General features: G+C 37.4%; 15 protein-coding genes and 1 pseudogene. All 16 read right to left on the reverse strand.

Translation table 11 applies throughout. The features are described 5' to 3' along the window. Window positions 1-340 precede the first annotated feature (340 nt). Window positions 341-1,435, reverse strand: a pseudogene (locus tag AC19MV_RS09495) (transposase). A 215-nt stretch (window positions 1,436-1,650) separates the two neighbouring features. Next, window positions 1,651-2,292, reverse strand: a complete 642-nt coding sequence (locus AC19MV_RS09500) for a hypothetical protein (protein WP_498307236.1) — start codon at window positions 2,290-2,292, stop codon at window positions 1,651-1,653. An 83-nt stretch (window positions 2,293-2,375) separates the two neighbouring features. Further along, the gene (locus tag AC19MV_RS09505; RefSeq protein ID WP_498307238.1) at window positions 2,376-2,813 is read right to left on the reverse strand and encodes a hypothetical protein; all 438 of its coding nucleotides are present in this window, start codon (window positions 2,811-2,813) and stop codon (window positions 2,376-2,378) included. Window positions 2,814-2,831: 18 nt separating this feature from the next. Further along, window positions 2,832-6,818, reverse strand: coding sequence for an IPT/TIG domain-containing protein (locus AC19MV_RS09510; protein ID WP_498307240.1), 3,987 nt, complete (start codon window positions 6,816-6,818; stop codon window positions 2,832-2,834). A gap of 71 nt (window positions 6,819-6,889) precedes the next feature. Further along, a complete protein-coding gene (locus tag AC19MV_RS09515; protein WP_498307242.1) occupies window positions 6,890-7,576 on the reverse strand; it encodes a TadE/TadG family type IV pilus assembly protein in 687 nt (228 codons plus the stop codon). After that, window positions 7,576-8,064, reverse strand: coding sequence for a tetratricopeptide repeat protein (locus tag AC19MV_RS09520; RefSeq protein WP_432403027.1), 489 nt, complete (start codon window positions 8,062-8,064; stop codon window positions 7,576-7,578). The genes AC19MV_RS09515 and AC19MV_RS09520 overlap by 1 nt, the downstream gene beginning before the upstream one ends. After that, on the reverse strand, window positions 8,058-8,396 hold the full coding sequence (locus AC19MV_RS09525) for a DUF192 domain-containing protein (protein ID WP_432403025.1): 339 nt from the start codon (window positions 8,394-8,396) through the stop codon (window positions 8,058-8,060). The genes AC19MV_RS09520 and AC19MV_RS09525 overlap by 7 nt, the downstream gene beginning before the upstream one ends. A gap of 1 nt (window position 8,397) precedes the next feature. Further along, window positions 8,398-9,261 (reverse strand): type II secretion system F family protein, encoded by an 864-nt coding sequence (locus tag AC19MV_RS09530; protein ID WP_432403023.1) that lies wholly within the window; start codon window positions 9,259-9,261, stop codon window positions 8,398-8,400. A gap of 8 nt (window positions 9,262-9,269) precedes the next feature. After that, window positions 9,270-10,121, reverse strand: a complete 852-nt coding sequence (locus AC19MV_RS09535) for a type II secretion system F family protein (protein ID WP_498307244.1) — start codon at window positions 10,119-10,121, stop codon at window positions 9,270-9,272. Then, complete coding sequence (locus tag AC19MV_RS09540) at window positions 10,118-11,827, reverse strand: TadA family conjugal transfer-associated ATPase (RefSeq protein WP_432403019.1); 1,710 nt, start codon at window positions 11,825-11,827, stop codon at window positions 10,118-10,120. The genes AC19MV_RS09535 and AC19MV_RS09540 overlap by 4 nt, the downstream gene beginning before the upstream one ends. 13 nt (window positions 11,828-11,840) lie before the next feature. Then, window positions 11,841-13,151, reverse strand: coding sequence for a type II and III secretion system protein family protein (locus AC19MV_RS09545; RefSeq protein ID WP_498307246.1), 1,311 nt, complete (start codon window positions 13,149-13,151; stop codon window positions 11,841-11,843). Then, window positions 13,148-14,047: a Flp pilus assembly protein CpaB gene (gene cpaB, locus AC19MV_RS09550; RefSeq protein ID WP_124729705.1), complete on the reverse strand. Its 900-nt coding sequence runs from the start codon at window positions 14,045-14,047 to the stop codon at window positions 13,148-13,150. Before cpaB ends, AC19MV_RS09545 begins: the two co-directional genes overlap by 4 nt. A gap of 9 nt (window positions 14,048-14,056) precedes the next feature. Further along, complete coding sequence (locus AC19MV_RS09555; protein WP_124729704.1) at window positions 14,057-14,251, reverse strand: class III signal peptide-containing protein; 195 nt, start codon at window positions 14,249-14,251, stop codon at window positions 14,057-14,059. 1 nt (window position 14,252) lies between these two features. Further along, entirely contained in the window at window positions 14,253-14,924 is a 672-nt protein-coding gene (locus AC19MV_RS09560; RefSeq protein ID WP_498307248.1) for a hypothetical protein, read from the reverse strand. A 3-nt stretch (window positions 14,925-14,927) separates the two neighbouring features. Continuing rightward, window positions 14,928-15,788 (reverse strand): hypothetical protein, encoded by an 861-nt coding sequence (locus tag AC19MV_RS09565; protein ID WP_432403012.1) that lies wholly within the window; start codon window positions 15,786-15,788, stop codon window positions 14,928-14,930. Beyond that, window positions 15,788-17,176, reverse strand: coding sequence for a hypothetical protein (locus tag AC19MV_RS09570; RefSeq protein WP_498307250.1), 1,389 nt, complete (start codon window positions 17,174-17,176; stop codon window positions 15,788-15,790). The genes AC19MV_RS09565 and AC19MV_RS09570 overlap by 1 nt, the downstream gene beginning before the upstream one ends. Window positions 17,177-17,189 lie beyond the last annotated feature (13 nt).

The raw sequence follows: 17,189 nt of genomic DNA on the forward strand, positions 1-17,189 counted from the left end.
ACATTTTTTGCCAAATCAATCGCAATAGTGGTAACTTTCATAGTGGACGCTCCTTAAGTAACTGTATGGTTCAACATCAGTTTGGCGCATTGACGCCGTATTAGGGAGCGTCCATCTCATCACCCATTTTTATAATGAAATAACTTACTGCCTTTTCACTTGAATTACGATAGCCTTTTATGACTATACAAAAACCAAAATACATTCTTTTAAACAATAAATAAGCCCGAATTCAACTCTGATGTTTGATAATCAGCTTATAGGCCAAAATGAAGGCAACACTAGCTGATTGATACCAACCAAAGTGTAAAATACATTATAGTTTTCTCGATATTAAGCCTTAAGCACACAGCCAACGCTGGCAATTTGAAGCGCCTTGTCGTCGCTTTCGGTCTAAATGTTCACAATAGTCAGTTATTGCAGGTAAAGCCCCTACTGCGCCTTTGAATAACGCGCCAAACTCAGTGGTGATTTTTAGCCAGTTGTCAGCTGGGATATTTAGTCTATTGAGAATATCTTGGCTAGTTGAGCTAATGGCACCACGCTTATCTTCTCGAATAATACGACCCGTATCTTCCACCAGCACGATATAGTCTTTTACACTGAACATCAGTCCATTGGGCATATCTAGCCGTTCATTACCGACAAAAGGCAGTAACGCTTTGGGTTGTTCACCTTTTATCGCTGAACATATTCGACGTTTAATGCTGGTGTAATCTGAAGTTTCTGGAGTTGCTGCCATCTTGGCTCGAATTGGGTTCAAATCAACATAAGCCATACAGGCTAATACTGCGGCGTCATCTAATAATGCTTGACTCTTTATGGCAGAAAAAGGTAAACAGCCCTTCCCACAAATTTATCGGGAATAAATTTGAACAGCTTTAGCTGGCCAGGAAGGTGAGTGCCATGGATGGCAGCGAATAAAATCGCCCGGTACATTTATCTTCTTTATTGGCCGTTCGAGCGATTGGCTCACTCAAGGAGCGCATAAACCAGCTGATATCAATTAAGCGTTTACGGTATTCAGTAATGCATTCATTAACCGTTTGAAGCTCAAATGAGTTTAGGTCCTCACCTTTAACAAATTTTTGTGTCAGTAATGTACCTTTAAAGCCTTTGTGCCATTGAATTAACAATTCTTTATCTGACCAGCATTTCGCTTTTTCTGCATCAACCTTTAATACCACATGCAAGTGATTACTCCCTGTTCATTACAAAGAGTGCGTAGGCGCAAATATCTATGGCAAAGATGGTGGCAAGCTCAAGAATACGTGAGTCAACCCACTCACGCCCATGCTCAAAGTTTTCACCCGTTAAATGATCAATACCACACAGAAAAGCCTTACGGACTACTCGCGAACAGCAGTGACTACTCTCTATTTGCAGGAGAAGGTGTGTCATCTACGCTAACAATTGTCTGTCTTGGTCTGGCCATCTTCAAATACCATTTAGGAAGGGTAAATAAAGCCTAGTTTATTGCTTGATATTTAGCCAACAATCATGGATGGCCATGTTGTTGATAAGAATGAGAATATTGTATAGAAAACTAAGGCCAAAAAGCCTTCGGTGAGCAGAGTATTATCTTGACTCACCGGGAGCGTCTATATATGGCCATGTTAATTTTCGATTTGCGCAATTATTGTCAAACAATTAAATCGTCATAATTTGTGAGATAAGCAACACTATATATAACAGAAACATCCCACCTAAAAATGTCAGTGGCATTGGATAACGATAACTGATTTTGGGAGAGTAACGCTGCTGTATGTATTCGACAATTTCAGGTAATGAGACGAGGTTTACCCGAGACAAATTAACAACTTCGCCATTGTTTAACACTAGATGTGCATGGGTATATATCTCGCCTCTTGCTGGCGAGTTAAAAATAGCGCCGGGTTTAACATAGCGGTAAATATGATAAAAACGTTGGATACGAATTTCTTTAACCCGACTAAATGACACGTATCCCGTCGAATGCTGGCTAATCGGTAATTCTATGGCATCTTTTGTTAAGGTCGCTTTAAAACCTGTTTTAAAATGGATAATAAAATGGCTAACGAGAATGACGGCTAATGCAGTAAACGTCGCCTCCAACACATATTGATAATAATCCAATGCAAATAACCCCAATGGGATGCCCACTAAGCAAATCACAAATAGCGCCCAAGTGTAGTTAGATAAGGGCCACACAATTCTATTTAATGTTACAACGACCTTATGCTGTTCTGTTAATTTGTCTGATAAAGAGGAAGTATTGTTAAATTTTCGGAGCTTCTTTGCTAACCAAGGCATAAAAAAATCGCTGTAATTTTGTATTTAAAAATATAAAAACGACTAACCAATGTTAGTCGTTTTAGTTTTTTATTATCTAAAATCTAAATCGCGTTTAAAATAAACCATTCATTTGACTCTTTTTCACGACCAAATTGACATTCATAACTTACGGGTCGCTCCTGTTTAGAAAACTTAACATGAGTTAGAATTGAGCGTTGTTCAACAATATTAAAGCCAGCATGCTTGCTGTCGCTTGCCGGATTAGCAAGCTCGTTAGTGTCGACTACAGACACACTATCAACAGCCCCTTTTTCAGCAATCCTTCTAGCATCTTTTATCTGTTTTTTTTCATAAAACTTAACAAATTTAGGATTGCTACTGGTTTTAGGATAACCATATTGCAATAACGAGTCTAGATCCCCTGCTAGCTTGTAGTTTACAATGTTAACGCACCTTTTTTGCAAATCTTCATCAAACTTAGCCTCTGCAACACTGCTATTAAGCAATAAACATACCACTATAAAAAATAATTTATTCAAGGTGATTTTCCTTTTATGTTAATCAATTACTGCTTGTTTAATGTTACCAAACACTTGCTGGCTTGGTTTAATTTCTGATTGTGCACAATTAGAAATTATTTTACCTGCGCTAGCCGATACCCTTATGTTCCATCTTGCTTGATCACCTTGATTTGTCAATAATGTTTTTGCAGTGACAGGACTACCATTAAGTATTTCAACATTATCAGAAAAACAGACATAATATGTACCTCTTTCATCAGGAATGTCATTTGCAGTCATCAAAACTTCATACTCACCTGGTGCTAAAGATTGAAATAATTCAATATCTCGTTGTCCTGCTTGTGACATTTGAACAGATTTACCTGCGACAAACAAAGTGAATATATCATCCTGCTCATTACCGTTATCACCAAACCTAGCTGTAATACCACTTTCTTGTACTATCACAGGATAGCTATTTTTAGATGATCTACCATTTACAGATAAGGTAACATCACCAGAGACAGCACCATCAGGCACAATAACTCGCAAGCTATTGATGTTAGCAGATACAATTTTAGCTTGTAGCCTTCCTGAGTTACCTTGAAAAGTAACAAGGTTTTCAGGAATTGAACGACTGAAACCAGCGCCTGAAATTAAAACGCTATCTCCACGGAATACTTCATCAGGTTCAATATTGGCTATTTGAATACCGTCAACAAATTGAATTTCCTTAGGTGTTGGCTTCGAATCAGATACTTCGACAAAGACTTTTAGAGGCCCGACAGCATTAAGTAGCTTATCTTTTTCAATATAAACAAAATCGATAGCTGAACCATCAGAGACTAAGTTTTGTCCGTTCGTTTCAAAATCTAATAGGGTGTCATCATCAGTTAAATCGTCTGTTCCTTTAGTATCTATAACTGAAACTTCAGGAAAAACTTTTTTACCGAAAACCCAAAGAGACAAAAAGCCACGCCCTTCAATAATAAGGTTTACATCACTTTTAATTGTACTTTTATCTATAGCTGCGGGATAAACTGAGTCGATTCGAACTGGCCATTGCGCCGTAAAGCTCACGACACTGGGTACTCTCATGAGATCGCCGGTAACATTTAATAGTTTATTTGCTAAATTAACGCCCTTTAACGCATCGTTAATCGCTTGTATTAGAATAATCGCTTCACCAACCACTGGAAGCGCTAATGGTGCAAGATACTGGGCTAATTTATTTCTAACGGCTGTCATTAAAGAACTTGAGCCTACTTTTTGAGCGATGATGACACTTAATTGACTTGCTGGCCCATTAGACATGATATCGTCTCTAAGAAGCCAAAAAAATTTCCCTAAGACCTCTGCAGTGTCTTTTGACTGCGATAGGTCAACAGCATTAATAAATATTGGATAAGCTTCTGTCAATACTTTTTGTACCCAAACTCTGTCTTCATACAAATTATTTCTATCGATGACGTAACCAATCGCAGGTAAAATAACCTGTTCAACCGCGGTTTTAAAAATTAGTGCGTTTCTTGCCTGCTCACCTGCACTAGTACTTGGATAAGGTCCGCGTATTCCAGGTGTTATAACTTCAATATCACAATTATTATAATTACACTGGGGGAAATACTTCGTTTGGGAAATATTCAAAATCCCCCAATGCTGAGGACCGATGACATTACCATCGATACTTGAAGTGACATGCGGTATCAACACATCATTCTCATACTCTTCGCCCATTTTTTTAAATCGACTACTCAAAAAAAGTGCGGTATCATTTTCAACACCAAAATTACCATCAAATACATCATCCGCGAACCCATCCCATACTTCTGATGGTATAATTTCTATATCTCCATCAGTATCAACCCAATCGGCTTCAATTAAAGGTTTGTATGCTCCTTCTGGTACTCTAGCTTTGCTTGACTTTGACGAAGTTGGCTTACTATTCTCTGAACTTGGGAATGTTATTTCTATCGAAGACTTTACAGCTTTAACAGCAGCACTTTCAAGTTCATTGTACTCAGCGGCTTTATTTTCAGAAAACTTAGGATTTGTTAAATTAGCTTCTATAAAATTTGCTAACAATTGTATTTCAGCGATCTCAGACAAATTATCATAAAATGCCTCCCAGCTAGATGTAGGTACTAAATTCTTTGCACCGGCCATATACCATGAAAGTGATTTTGCTGAATTTAAAGCCGAAATTTCATATTTAAGTTTCCCACCAAAAGCTGCTTGATATAAATATGGCCAACTATCGTTACCATCTTCATAACTGATAATTATGATATCGTGCCCGCTACCTACTAGTACTTGTGAGGTTAATGCACTATTAAATTTGTAACTAACACCTGTTGGGGAGCGAAGTGATTCAATTATTAGACTTTCATAGTCAATAACGACATTGTCTGGCATCAATAAGTCAAGTGATATTTGATTTCCAATTTTAATCTCTCTTTGATTACTTTCCCCATAACTCGTTTTCACACTTACCATAACTGATGGTGGTAGATTCTCTGGCAAGGTAAAGTTTAAGTTTGTAGGCGTGTTAATAGAAGGTAATATTTCTTCATCATTAATATAAACTAATGTGTCTTCATTAAAGTTCACACCCGACAAATCAACTGTCTGACCTTCTTTATAATACTCACCAGACATTGAGTTAATAATAGGGATGTTAGAGTTAGAATATTTAACATCAACAACATTTGAACGAACACCATCAGAGTAAAAATATAAGCTACTTGCGTTTTTAGGCATTAAAAAAACACCCTCATCGCCTCCGGACATTTTAATGTTGACAGGTGAAACACCTGGGCCCATATTAAATACAAGGTAACCACTTTGATTAAGGTTAGTTCCATTTAACATATGCGGTTCAAATGCTATATTAATATTATCTATAGATTGTCCGTTATATAAGTATGAAATAGATAGAATATCTTTATAGCCCACTTGATTAGGCAAAACCGAAACTACACTTTCTTTGGGATTAGAATCATTTATATCTAATAACCCATCAGCATCATCATCTACATCTATATAGTCATAATCACCATCGATGTCTTGATCTAATGGACTTAAAATATTATCACCAACTTCTATAGCATCTGAAATACCATTCCCATCAGAGTCTAAGTCTACAAATGCCGCGAAACCATCTCTTTCATAGTCTTTGTTATTCTCGATACGATCTATAATCCCATCGCCATCACTATCAAGGTCTAGCCAGTTTGGAGTTCCGTCATTGTCACGATCATGTGAGAATACATCACCATACTCGTAAACATAAAACTCGTCACCATCAATGATTTGATCTTCATCTGAATCTTGTATTTTACTTGAAAGACCAAATGCTGATTCGATGTTATCATCAATTAAATCTACATCTACATCATCGAACACATGTATATCATAGTTAAAGTCAGGCTTACCACTTGCTTCAGAATCACCTACCACCAGATAATAAGCCCCTGATTTAGTCAATGTAAAACTTACCGCATTACGAACTAGACCGACAGGATTGTAACTACTTTTATACATTTGTAATGACTCCCCCTTAGAATCAAAAATCGTTACATAAGGAGAAAACTCTTTACTATCAGACTTAAGCACTACTGTTATATCTTTACGCTCATTAACATGAAATTTGTAAAGATCAAGATCTTGATTCTCTTGGACGACACCACTAACTCTGAAAGGAACGCCTCCATTTACGATGTTAGCAACTGCTAGATTATTATTAAACTCTTCTTCATAAACCAATTCGTATTCAGACTTATCTGCATCAAACGGATAATCATCCTGCTCATCAGGCACACCATCACCATCTTCATCCTTGTTTTCCCAGGTACCGACAAAATCGACTGGATCGGTTGGGTCAACAGGATCAGTTGGATCTATAGGATCCGTTGGGTCTACAGGATCTACAGGTGTGGGCACGACAACGCCAACGCCTTCACCTTCCTCTAATTCACTATTACAACCACTCATTCCTACGCTAGCAGCTAGTAATATTGCTAACCAAAGTGCATTATATTTCATCGCATATATCCCTATTTAAATCCATTTTTCAATTTTTAATGACGGTTACGTCAAGTTCATCTTTATGTTAATTACATTCTAAAAGGTGTTTGCATCCGCATTAACCCTTGTGAAACCATCGCTAAATAAATATCTCCTGTGGCTTGTCCAAGTGCATTACACACGAGTTGTTCCGGACCTGGTAAATACCAAACAGACGTTACTATTTCTTCGATAACATAATTAGCAAATGGAACAATGAGCTTTTGACACCATCTGACTTCTATTTGTAATAAATTGGCATCTTGTACATTCAACTTTCTACCTTGTCCTAAATCTTTTAATACAGGATTTCGGTACATTAAATTGTTATTCGGTATTTCATACACATAGCCTTGGGGATATCTCACCCTCACTTTAAACTCATCAAAAGCGGTTCTATCTGGGCTTAAAATAGTAATATCGCTTTGTAATGCTACTGCCACTTTTGATTTTGCAACAGCCTCTAGAGTGTCTGAAATATCAGTCCCATGGGCAAATAATGGCATCATGCCCTGAGCAAGCCCTGTGCGTATTTCGTCCATACTGCCGTTGTGCAGCGTGCCAGCTCTTACGGCATTAATGGTGGCAGCATTTAGGGTACTTTTAGCTGAGTAAATAAAAGCCCATTGCACAATTAACATCATAGTCACTAAAATGATTGGCATTAAAAAAGGCACAGCGAGACTAAACTCAACCATACTTTGGCCTTTTTGAGCTCTACATGTTTTCAGTTCCATTACAACGCCGCTTGAGTTTGCTGATCCGATTTATTTGGCTCTCTTTGCAATTGATTCAGAGCATCGAGTAACGCTTGAATTTGTTTACCAATAGGAGAGTTTACATCACCATGCTTTGTTGCCGCTGCAAGCGTTTCAGTTGATTGTTTAATACGGACTAAACTAATGTTATAAAATGCTTTTTGATTATCTGGTTGAAATTCTAAATTTTTTGAGTAAGCCGCTATTGCAGCATCGTGACGCCCCGTTCGAGTGTAAATATTACCCAACCTAAACCAGGCTGGAGCATAGTTAGGCACGCTAGCTAAGACCTCAAAGTACAAACTCTCAGCCTGGTCTAACATAGCCATTTTATAAGCACGTTCAGCATTGGCTTGCAGCTGCATGATTTGTTGATTACCTTCTTGTTGCTTAGTATCCGGTTTACTGGCGCAACCAGCTAATCCCATGCACAAAACAGCTGTAAGTAATAATAGATGTCTTACCATGACAGTAAATCTCCGATTGAAATATTGTTATATTCTGCACTTCCAGATGCTAACTCGAGTACTTTTTTAGAGCGAAAACAACTGGTCATTCTAATCGGTTTAACCGATTTTTTAATTTTGACAACTTTGTTATTTTTATCTAAAAAAATCACATCGATATCAAACTTCATCCCTAAGGTATGAACTGAATTACAAGGTGCAATCAATAGGCCTTGTTGCATAGTTAAACTGCTTTGCCCTAAAAGACCTTTCAATCTACTCAAGGTTTTGTTTGCATAGAAAACATTATCTATGCTGCTACCTTTGTCGCTTTTAATACTTATTAAGTTCATTTTATAGCTCGTACATGAATTTCATCGCAATAGGGAAAGCCAAAATCATAAATGTTACTGGGAAAATAAATATAACCAACGGAAAGACTAATTTAACAGGTGCTTCAAGCGCTTTTTTCTCTGCACGCTGAAAACGTTCTACACGACGTTGATCTGACTGGATCCGCAATGTTTGCCCTAAGCTCGCGCCCGTTTTTTCTGCCTGAGCGAGCGCACTTACAAGGCTATTAACTTCGGTGATTTGCACTCGGTCAGCCATATTTCTGAAAGATTGCGCCCTTGACATCCCCGCTCGCATGTCTCGAATCACCTTTTCTAATTCAATACGCAATGGGCCTGCGGGCCCACGGTCGACAGCTTGAGACAATGCTCCGGTCATATTTAAGCCAGCTTCAATTGCCATGGTTAAGTAATCTAAATACACAGGAAGCGATTTGACGATTTGACCTTGTCGTTTTTTACGTAAATCATTTAGGGTTAATACGGGCAAAAAATAACCAAAAACGGCAGCAAAAATCAGATAGTTAGTTTCTAGATTATCTAATAGCAAACCACAAAATATCGTTAACCCAAGCGAAAATAATGTACTTAAAACCCTGATAGCAAAATATTGCTCTGCGGTCATGATGTAAGACAAACCTGATATTTGAAGCTTTTTTGAGATCCGTTCCAGGTAATCTACACTTAAATTTTCACTAATATAAAAAGCAACGATTCTAACAAAAGGCCAGATAAGCTTTAACCCTGGAGATAACGGGTCCATAAATTCACGATTATCTTTTGGTACTTTTCGATAAATACGAATACAACTAACAACTAAGAAGATGAATGCGATTGTGTAGCATGTGACAATTAAATTAACCATGATATTCCCTATACATCAATCGAGACTATTTTACGGATTGACATATACCCGGCAAATAACATGATAGTAATAAGTGCAATTAATGCCCATCCCATTGGCTCCGTAAGAATTCGGCCCATTGAAGAGGGTTCCATATGATATAGCACTACACCAATAAAGACTGGCAATAAGGTCATCACAACGCCTTGCATTTTACCTTGAGAGGTTAAGGCATCAATTTTACCTTCCATCTCAATTTTTTTGCGTAAAGTCTGTGATAATCTATGAAGCACCTCAGCTAAATTCCCTCCAACCTCTCTGGATATTTGCATGCCTGCGGTAACAAGCTGAAATTCATCTTCAGGAATTCTCACTAGCATATTATCTAGTGCTTTGTTGAATTCGACACCAAGCCTTTGCTCACGCAAAAATAACTGAAACTCTTGTTTAGTTGGCGATTCCATTTCTTCAGCCATAAATTCAATTGCACTGGTTACGTTAGCACCAGACTGCATAGATGTAGCTACCATATTGAGCGCGTCAGGTAATTGGTGAACAAATTTTCTACGACGCCTTTTATGTAAAAACTTGTAAATAAACCGGGGGACAAGAGCAAGAGAAATACTGAGTAGAATACCCAACACCCAAGTGCCCATAAAAACTCTAAATAAAATAGGTAGCGAAATCAGAGTGATCATATTTATGATAAAGAGTTGTTTTGGCTCGATAAACAAAAACATTTCGGTCAAATTTAATTTAGCAGAAGTCGTAAACGTTTGATGGTAATTCAACGCGAACTTTTCCGATAAATGCTTTAAAGACCACACCAATAGCGCAACAGATATAAATGCTAAAAGGGCTGCAAATAAAATTATTGTCATTTACGGCCTCCATTATCAAAAATATCTAATTTAATTTTTACGCCCCGCTTTTGTAACTGCTCATAAAACTCAGGAACGGTACCAGTTGCAGTATAAAAGCCTTCAATTTTGCCTTCTGCATTAAATCCAGTTTGTTGAAATTTAAATATTTCAGACAACTGTACAACACTGCCTTCTAATCCTGTCAGTTCGCAAATACTGGTCACTCTTCTTGAACCATCAGAAAAACGAGATTGTTGCACAATAATATTCACTGCTGAGGCTATTTGCTCACGTATCGCCAAGATAGGTAAGTTCATCCCGGCCATCATTACCATCACCTCTAAACGTGACACACAATCACGGGGAGAATTTGAGTGAGCAGTGGTAAGCGAACCATCATGTCCTGTATTCATAGCCTGAAGCATGTCGAGAGCTTCACCACCTCGACATTCACCAATAACCACTCGGTCAGGACGCATTCGTAAACAATTTTTGACTAAATCACGAATTTCAACAGCACCTTTACCTTCTTGGTTTGGCGGTCTGGCTTCTAGTGAGACTAAATTAGGTTGATACAATTGAAGTTCTGCGGCGTCTTCGACTGTTACAATCCGCTCATTGTCTGGAATAAAATTCGATAACACATTTAATAATGTTGTTTTACCAGAACCTGTACCACCGGAAATCACAATATTTCTTTTTTGCTTAACAGCCATTTCTAAAAATGATGCCATCGCAGCATTCATTGAATCAAACTTAACTAAGTCATCACAGCTCAAACGTCGCTGCATGAACTTACGAATGGTGATACATGGCCCTTTTAATGCTAATGGTGGAATGACGGCATTAACCCTAGAACCGTCTTTTAATCTTGCATCCACCATTGGCGAACTTTCATCTATTCTTCGGCCTATTGGTGTAACAATTCTTTCAATGGCACCTAAAACAGCTTGATCATCAGAAAAGGCAATATCGGATAAAAACAAGTTACCGGCTTTTTCATAAAATATTTGGTCATGGCTATTAACCATAATTTCAGTAACATCTGGATCGGCAATAAGGCTTTCCAATGGTCCTAAACCAATGGTTTCGTCTAACACTTCTTTAATAAGTGAGCTAACTTCGATTTCAGCCGGAATAGTCATTGAATCGATGATTTGTTCAATCAATTTGGAGCTTTGAAACCTTAATTCATCGTCACTCATTTCATTGACGTTTACGCGTCTTAAATCCATTAGCTTTAATAGCTCTCTATGAACCTTACGACGACATTCGTTTCTGACTTTGATTTTTTGAAGTAATTCCGCCGAAGCAATAGAGGCTATATTTTGTTTTTCTTGCGCTTGAATATCTGTAGATTCAATATTCACACCGCTATCAATTTCCGTATCTAAAACCTTGCTTTCGTTCTCTTCAGATGTGTTACTGCGGTCGGAAGACTGTACCCGAAGAATATAATCACCAATCTGTATTTTGTCATTTAACGTTAATGGACCAAATTGAGCCTGCTTTTCATCATTAACTTTTGTTCCTGTGCGACTTTGATTATCTGTTACAAATATCCCGTCATCATTTTGATATAATGTCGCATGATGCTTAGAGACCTTAAAGCCTCGGAGTTGAATAAGTTGTTGAGTCTCTTTTCCTACATGACATTCCGAATGAATACACTGAAACTCACCCACTTTAGTGCCTTTAGTTGTGTTAACAATTACGCTAAACATCTGTAAATCCTTTTTAATCTAAGATATAAAACGCTTCAAGTTTAGGAGACTCATCAATGAGCTCTAACCCTCGGGCTAATTGTGCGTCATGACTTTCTTCGCCTGGATACACAATCGTCGGGGTAACAAAAATAACCAACTCACTTTTCTTTTCTCTAAAGTCTCTAGATTTGAATAATTCACCTAAAATAGGAATGTCACCTAAAAAGGGAAATTTACTGACCGATTTTGACATTTCACTATTGACTAGACCTGAAATAACGATAGTTTCATTATTTTTGACATTAATGACAGATTCAGTTTTACGCGTTAACAATCCTGGGATGTCACCGATGGAAACAGAGGGATCAATTGAGCTGACCTCGGCCATGACTCTACTCACAATATTTTGGTTCTCGTCCACTACAGGTTCAATATCTAACTTAATACCATATTCTTTAAACTCCACATCTACGGCACCAAGTCCACTAACACTCTGTATTGGAAATTCTCCCCCCGCTAAAAATGATGCAGTTTCACCACTGCGAGTCGTAAGATTCGGCTCTGCAAGCATTCTAGCATCACCTTTTTGAGCCAATAACTGAATTTGAGAGCTTATACCCGTCACTACACCAAAATAACTCCATCCACGGTTATCGAGTACACCAATACTGTCTGTCACTGCACTTGATATTTGGTCAACAAACTGACCTGAAGATGCAACACTAAAAATGGGGTTGGCGGTAAAAGCTTTTGCAGCACCGTATGCCGGACCAGCCATAACTGAATCCCACTGAATACCAATGTTATTTAGTGTCGATTTATTAAATTCAACTATCTTGACCTGCATTCTAACCATTGGTGCAATAGCTTTTGCATATTTTGTGTACTGAACTAATGACACAATATTAGGACTAGCCTCAAATATTTTCTCTAATTGTTCTTTTTGGATTAAGTCTGCCTCACCTTGAACAATGATCAAACCATCATTTTCCGTCACTTGTAATGCAGGAAAAGCGGCTAACATCCTCTTAATTGTCGCTGACGTTTTGAGTGAGTTGTCTGGAGTGACCGTCACGCTTAACTTAATGACATGACCCGTTTTTTGCCATATTTGCAAATCGGTTTCACCTGCGGATTCACCTATAATAATAAGACCATTATTATCAATAACCTTTGTACTAATTACACTACCGTTACCAACCACTATTCGCTCAATGTTTTTGGCTTTATACAGCTCTACTGCACCTACATATAATTTAAATGGAGTATTGTTGTGAGCTAAAGCTACCGATGATGTAAAAATACAAATAAAAAAAACAAAAATTATATTTAATGATTTCATAGTGATAAATTATTCTTATATTGATTTAACTGCTCAAGCATTTCTTTAGGAAGCGGATAACTTTGGGTCGTTGTTTTTATGCCACTGCCGCCGATAATCATTTCGACATTGTTTTCGGCAGTTTGGTTATTAACAACATTAAATATTTGGCTTTCTTTTAAAGAAACAAACTCTAAAGGCGCTACCTCTTCTTGATTACGTAGTAAGGTTACAAATTTGCCTTTGTTTCTAGCTAAAGAAACTCTCGCAGCATCTTCTACCGATAACGCCAGTGTTACAGTATTGTAAGCATTCGGATTGTCATAAATAGTCTCAACTAACTCAGGATTAATATCTAAACTTCTGCGCCCGGCTGCTAGCACTACGACATTTTCAATTAACAATTGTAATGTTTCAGTTTCTTGTTCATCTTTTTCATCTTTAAAAGCTAACAATAAGTCGATGTGATCAGCAGGCACTAACATGCCCGCGGTCGAGTTAATTTCATCTATATTGATTGTGATTGCACGCTCACCATCTTTAAGTAAATCAGAGAATTGTTTTGCGTGCATACCAGGTAAATATGTCGATATAAGCGGTCTTCCCGCACTCATAGGTGCCAATAACATCTGCCCGATGACTAAATCGAACTGTGAGGGATGAACAGCGTCTAAAGGTAAAATATCTGCTCGGACTGTTCTTACCGACATATTATCTTGTGATACTACATCACCTTTTCGTAATTCTTGCGTTGCAACAACTACGTCCGCCATTACGATATTATCACTCGAAAGCTCATCTCTAATTTGCTGTTCTTTAGTGATAAAATAATTCTTGGTTGCCCAAGCTGAAACACCGCCTAGCACAATAGCTATAATCAGTAATATCCAGTTGAAATCTATAGATTTAAATCGCATTTACTATCCCTAGTTGTAATCTGGTAATGTTGACATTGATTTATTGTATGCAAATGCGCTATACCATTCTTTTAATGATTCTGCACAAGTATTGATTACACTCTTATCATTTTCTAATGGTGTAAATAATGCAGCGACTAATGCTGCACATACGATTAAATATTCAACACTCGATTGTCCTTTATTATATGTATATCCTGTCATTTCATATTCCATCCATGACTTGGTTGAACACTACATTTACATTTTCACTTTTTTTGTTAAAACTGATATCAACCGTATTAGCTCCATTACTCATCATCAAAACAGCTTTTCCTGAATTAACATCTAGAATGCCAGTATTTTCGCTCCAACCAAGTCGTTGAAAATATCTTCGATAATAATGATAATTTTCTGAAATGCTCCTTTTGTTTTGTAAAATGACTGTTCTACCGTTTTTAAATAAATCTTTCGACTTAATATCAGAAATTATATTCGAGTTAAGTGGTGATGGAAATTGATCAGCGCTAATATTATTGGAACTTGCTTCAATATTTTGTGTTATGCCAACTAAAACAGTCACACCATCATATTCTTTCTTAATTCGAGCTGTCAGTAAAAAAGGCTCTTGCAGGCTATTAATGACATAATCACTGCCTAATTTTTGCTCATCAAACTTATCGCTTTTACTCTTCCATTGCTTTTTAAAAAATGCTGCGGTTAACATTTGGCTCGCATTATCTTTGACAATCCAAGTTTTAGTTGGATATCCATACATTTTAATGTCTTCGGCAACTATCTCTACAACCGCATCTTCTGGAAACTCGATATCAGGCCATTCAACACTGAAGCATATAGAAGGTATACATAATAGAAGGAGAATGAATAACTTGTTCATAATTTAACCACCACAGTTTTCAGTACCATAACGACATAACCTATTTTCCGGTAATATCTCTGGAGCAACATGACCAAATTTTAAAGAATTAGTCCTAAGCTCTTTACCAAATGGAATAAAGCCGCCAATTCTTTGAACTAGACGTACAAGACCATTATCTAACACCGTCGTTAACACCAACTTTTTGACTCTTTTCTCAGCATGATCAATTCCACCCGCATTCCACCCAGAAGCCATTAATGCACTGTTGCCTTTAAAACTTAGATTTAATTGATCAAAAGGCTCTAAATAGTGATTTTGTAATTTAATGCTAACGTCTGTTTCGTAATATGGCGTTCTGTCTAAATTTAATCCTGTAAAAGATAATAATCCAACCGCATAATCTATCGTACTCCCTATACTTCCTGGTGTTTTACCACTTCGCTCTGTTCGTTCAAATCGAGAAAACTCACCGTCAGTAATGTTCTCATCCGTTAAGGATAATAAATTGTCATTTGATGAGTTTCGTGTAGTTTGAGATTTGAGTAATGGGTGAATGTTCTCGTCCCAATCCCATTCATTTCGATTTTCACTACTAATTAAGAGTCCATTTTTTTGATAAAATCGCCAAGGAATACGCATTGCAATATCATTTTCTGGCATAATTGCCGAATGATGAGAGCTATTATTTGGCAACAAACTAGGACGACTATTCTTCCACACTGTTCGTTCCCAAGAAGTATACTGTGCAGCCTCTGATACTCGATGCTGTACCTCTGTCATTTTAGACATGTAAGGCAGTAGAATTAATAAAGGAATAATGACAAAAGTAAGTGCAATTGCGCCTTCAACCAATGCTTGTCCTTTCTGTTCAACAGCACCCATTAGAGCAACCTCGTTAATGCTAAGGCCATCGTTCGCTCTAAATTCGTGGTGTCTGTTAATCGAGCTTGCCAAAATGGATTATATAAATTTCCATATTCATGCTTACCATCTGCTCGAGACCATAAATCAGTTGGTCTAGAGTAATAGGCCTGTGATGCAGATATAGAATTTAATCTATCACCTAACATTTTTTCTGCTGTTGCTGGGTCTATATTTTTTCCCGCTAAATCAACAGAGCTTGTTGTCCTTGCATCTTTCTGTTCTTTTGAAACAACAACGACGATATTATCTGTATGATTCTTTTTAACTGCTGAATTTGATAAACCATAAAAAGGTTGGACACCACTATAAACTCCTGATGTCTGCTGATTATTCGCTGCGTATTTTGACGCTGTTTTATTTACAGCTCGACTTTGCCCCCAAAGGGATTGACTTCCTAGCCGAGTTATATCTGCTCTGTCATCTGAACGAGTAGCCCCCCAGCCTACAGGAGTTTCTTTATAACCACGCCAACCACACCCAGACCAACCACAACGCCATTTTGATAAGTCAAAACTTAGCGTATCCATTGATGTCCAAGATTCCGCCTCATTTTGATTAGAAATAAGTTCACTACCACCGGCTTTCTCTGTTTTCCACCTTCGTTTCATAGGCCAGAAAGTAAAAGTCCAAGGAAAATTCAATTTATATCTACGGGTTGTACTAAAGGGATCTCTTGATTTCAAAATTACAGTTTTAAAGTCAATAAACTGCGTATTACTTCTGTTTTGAAGATTTCGATTGTGTTCCTTTTGAAACGTAAACCAAACATTGTGTATATTTTCGATAAGCTGAGGGTTTTGCGCAAAACTTAATTCAGCTTTCTCATCGTTTGCATGCACGATTTTAGTTGCTGTAATAAATGAAGCGCCTGCACTTGCAACATGAATTGCATTTTGAGAGAAACGAAGAATACCTAATATTGTATTTTCAGCAGTAATCATTATTTCTGTAAATGGTTGTACTACTTGATTTGCATAACCAACACTGCTTCTTATAGCACCAATAACCTGCCCAAGATAAGGAACCCAACAAAGAACATCACATGCATTTTCAGAAAAGCGTTCTGCCATATTAAACCATGAAGACAACCCAACCATTTGGGCTACCGCAACTTGATTGGCAACAGAAGCTCTATTTGTGTACGCTTTAAAATTAAAATCTCTCACTGCGATGGTTGCTATACTATAAGCTGCGTTATCAGCTGTATGCTGTAGTTTTGTTGACTTTATATTTAATTGAGCAGTGTTATAGCTATACAAAACTGTCATTGCAGCAAAAGACATTAATATCAAAGAAAGGACTAAAGATTGACCTTTTTGCTTTAAAAATCCTGTATTACTTTCCATTCGTTAGTTCATC

The sequence above is a fragment of the Shewanella sp. MF05913 genome (genome assembly GCF_059758095.1).